This window comes from Paraglaciecola sp. (genome assembly GCF_030730205.1).
Lineage (GTDB): Bacteria > Pseudomonadota > Gammaproteobacteria > Enterobacterales > Alteromonadaceae > Paraglaciecola.
The window spans coordinates 3,124-6,277 of record NZ_JANQVQ010000011.1 but is presented as its reverse complement, the minus strand read 5'-3'; the positions used below and the strand labels follow the sequence as shown (position 1 = coordinate 6,277).

Genomic DNA, 3,154 nt, shown 5'->3' with positions numbered 1-3,154 from the left:
GAGCGACGGACTGTTAATCCGCAGGTCCCCCGTTCGAGTCGGGGAGGGGGAGCCACTCTAGTTTTTACACATAGAGGGCTTCAAAATACTAATTCCTAGTTCATCATTCATTTTTATAACCCGGTATTTCAATAATAAAGCTGATTTAGCAATAAAGTTTTGAATATCAAGTTGTTAATACACATTGAAAGCCCGATAATACAGGCTGTTTAGCAAAGCGTAGTAATTTCCTTTATACAATGACTGAATTCTTCCTACTACTTATCGGCACCGTGCTGGTAAACAATTTTGTGTTAGTACAATTTCTTGGTTTATGTCCATTCATGGGGGTATCAAGTAAGTTGGAGACCGCTATTGGCATGTCGATGGCTACTACCTTTGTATTAACTCTTGCGTCTTTGTCGAGCTACCTCGTTGAACATTATATTCTATTGCCTTTAGGCATTGGCTACTTGCGTACTTTGAGTTTTATTCTGGTCATCGCTGTAGTTGTGCAATTTACTGAGTTAGTCGTTCATAAAACCAGCCCCACTCTTTACCGATTGCTGGGGATATTTTTACCCCTTATTACCACCAACTGTGCCGTATTAGGCGTTGCCTTATTAAACATAAACCAGCAGCATAATTTTATTGAATCGGTGATCTACGGCTTTGGCGCTGCCGTAGGATTCTCTTTAGCATTGATATTATTTTCAGCGATGCGTGAAAGGCTTGCAGTGGCCGATGTGCCCTCGCCCTTCAAAGGCGCATCAATAGCCATGATAACCGCAGGGTTAATGTCATTGGCCTTTATGGGTTTCACTGGTTTGGTGAAGTTTTAATGTCTTTGGGCATGGCAATTTTAACTGCCCTACTCGCGGTAGGCTTAATGGCGCTGCTTTTTGGGGGCGTTCTCGGGTATGCTGCAATTCGTTTTAAAGTAGAAAGCGACCCATTGGTAGAGCAAATTGATGAAATATTGCCGCAGACTCAATGTGGTCAATGTGGGTATCCCGGTTGCAAGCCATACGCTGAAGCGATTGCTAATGGTGACGACATTAATAAGTGCCCGCCGGGTGGCGAAGCCACCATTAAAAAGTTAGCCGATTTAATGGGCGTTGAAGCCACATCGCTCGATAGCGCCCATGGCAGTGAAGATGTTAAAAAGGTCGCGTTTATACGCGAAGACGAATGTATTGGCTGTACCAAGTGTATTCAAGCCTGCCCTGTCGACGCCATACTAGGCGCAGCGAAACAAATGCATACCGTAATTAGCGATGAATGTACCGGGTGTGATCTATGCGTTGATCCTTGTCCGGTAGATTGTATTGATATGGTGCCCGTTGCAGTAAACAGTGCCGCTTGGCGCTGGGAGCTCAATAAAATCCCCGTAAAACAAGTAAGTTAAATCAGTGACTATGCCAAACGACTTTGACGACGTAATGAGTAAGTTAAATGCCAACGAACTGTGGGACTTTCCTGGCGGCGTACATCCACCTCAACAAAAGCAATTGTCCAACCAAACGCCCATCGCCCAATTACCTATTCCAGAACGTTTGTATGTACCGATAAAACAACATATCGGGGTAGAAGGTCATGTTATCGTTGAAGAAGGTCAACATGTGCTTAAAGGCCAAGCACTGACAAAAAGCATGAACCCTTTTGCGGTACCGATTCATGCACCTACATCAGGTCAAATTATCAGTATTGCTCCCCACGTGTCAGCGCATCCGTCAGGCCTTGCTGAATTAACTATCGAAATCGCCCCTGATCACTTAGATACATGGGCCCCATTAAAGCCGTTGGCTGATTATCAAAATCAACCCAAAATGGCGATATTGAGCGCTATCTGTGACTGCGGCATTAGCGGTATGGGCGGTGCAGGTTTTCCTACTCATATAAAATCAGCTCCCAAGAAAAATGTTGAGTTTCTGGTTATTAACGGTATTGAGTGCGAACCTTATATCAGTTCAGATGACAGGTTAATGCGCGAACACGCGTGGCAAATTCGCCAAGGCATCGACATTCTTACCCATTTATTAGGGCCTAAACAAGTTCTGATTGGCATTGAAGATAATAAACCTGAAGCGATAGAGGCCATGCGCTTAGCCTGTCGTGAGAATCCACTATATCGGATTTGTATTGTTCCCACTAAATACCCTGCCGGCGGTGAAAAACAACTGATTCAGGTTCTCACTAATCGAGAAGTACCCAGTGGCGGCTTACCCATTGATGTGGGCGTTATTATGCATAACGTAGGCACGTGCTATGCCATCGCTGATGCGGTATTCAGTGGCAAGCCTTTAGTTCAACGCGTTGTCACCGTAACAGGCCAAGCGGTTAATCAGCGTGGTAACTATTGGACTTTAATTGGCACCCCTGTTGAACATTTACTTGCCCATAGTCAATATCTACCAAAGAAACAAAAAGTCAGTACGGTTATTATGGGCGGCCCTATGATGGGATTTACCATTGCCAGTCCTAAGGTGCCTGTTGTTAAGATAACCAATTGCATATTGGTGCCATCAAAAAATGAATTAGCGGGCAATAATGAACAAGCTTGCATTCGCTGTGGAGCTTGTGCCGATGCCTGCCCTGCCTCTTTATTGCCGCAACAGTTATTTTGGCATGCCAAAGCAAAAGAATTAGAAAAAGCGCAAGAATACAATTTATTTGATTGTATCGAATGTGGCGCTTGCGCCTATGTGTGTCCAAGCGAAATTCCTCTCGTACATTACTATCGCATAGCTAAAGCTGACGTTAGAATTGAACAACAAGAAAAACAAAAAGCCGATAAAGCCCGGGAACGATTTGAGAGCCGGGCCGCAAGGTTAGTGGCCGAACAAGAAGCCAGAGATGAAAAACACCGTTTGGCTGCCGAAGCGCGCAAACAAGCGATGTCAGGAGCAGGAAATACTGCTAAAGATAAAATAGCAGCGGCTTTAGCACGGGCTAAAGAAAAGAAACAGGCTCAAGCTGACAGTGATGTCAATGCTCCTTCTGTAAACGAAGTTATGCCCGTTAACGAACAAGCGAGTACATCATCAAGCAGTAATGATCGTGTGCAAGCAGCAATTGCAAGAGCTAAAGCCAAGAAGGATGCAAGTAACGCAGCGACTGGAAGCGACCAGATACTTGCCGCCGCTTCTCAGCAAGCCAGTAAAAATGAGCGAGT

Annotated in this window: 3 protein-coding genes; all 3 read left to right on the top strand. The window is 44.9% G+C overall.

The window, feature by feature from the left end:
* Window positions 1-239 precede the first annotated feature (239 nt).
* Window positions 240-821: an electron transport complex subunit RsxA gene (gene rsxA / locus NWQ57_RS00910; protein ID WP_306020046.1), complete on the top strand. Its 582-nt coding sequence runs from the start codon at window positions 240-242 to the stop codon at window positions 819-821.
* On the top strand, window positions 821-1,387 hold the full coding sequence (rsxB, locus tag NWQ57_RS00905) for an electron transport complex subunit RsxB (RefSeq protein ID WP_306020045.1): 567 nt from the start codon (window positions 821-823) through the stop codon (window positions 1,385-1,387). Before rsxA ends, rsxB begins: the two co-directional genes overlap by 1 nt.
* A 10-nt stretch (window positions 1,388-1,397) precedes the next feature.
* Window positions 1,398-3,154, top strand: a 1,757-nt coding sequence (gene rsxC, locus NWQ57_RS00900; protein WP_306020048.1) for an electron transport complex subunit RsxC, incomplete at its 3' end; no start/stop codon positions are given.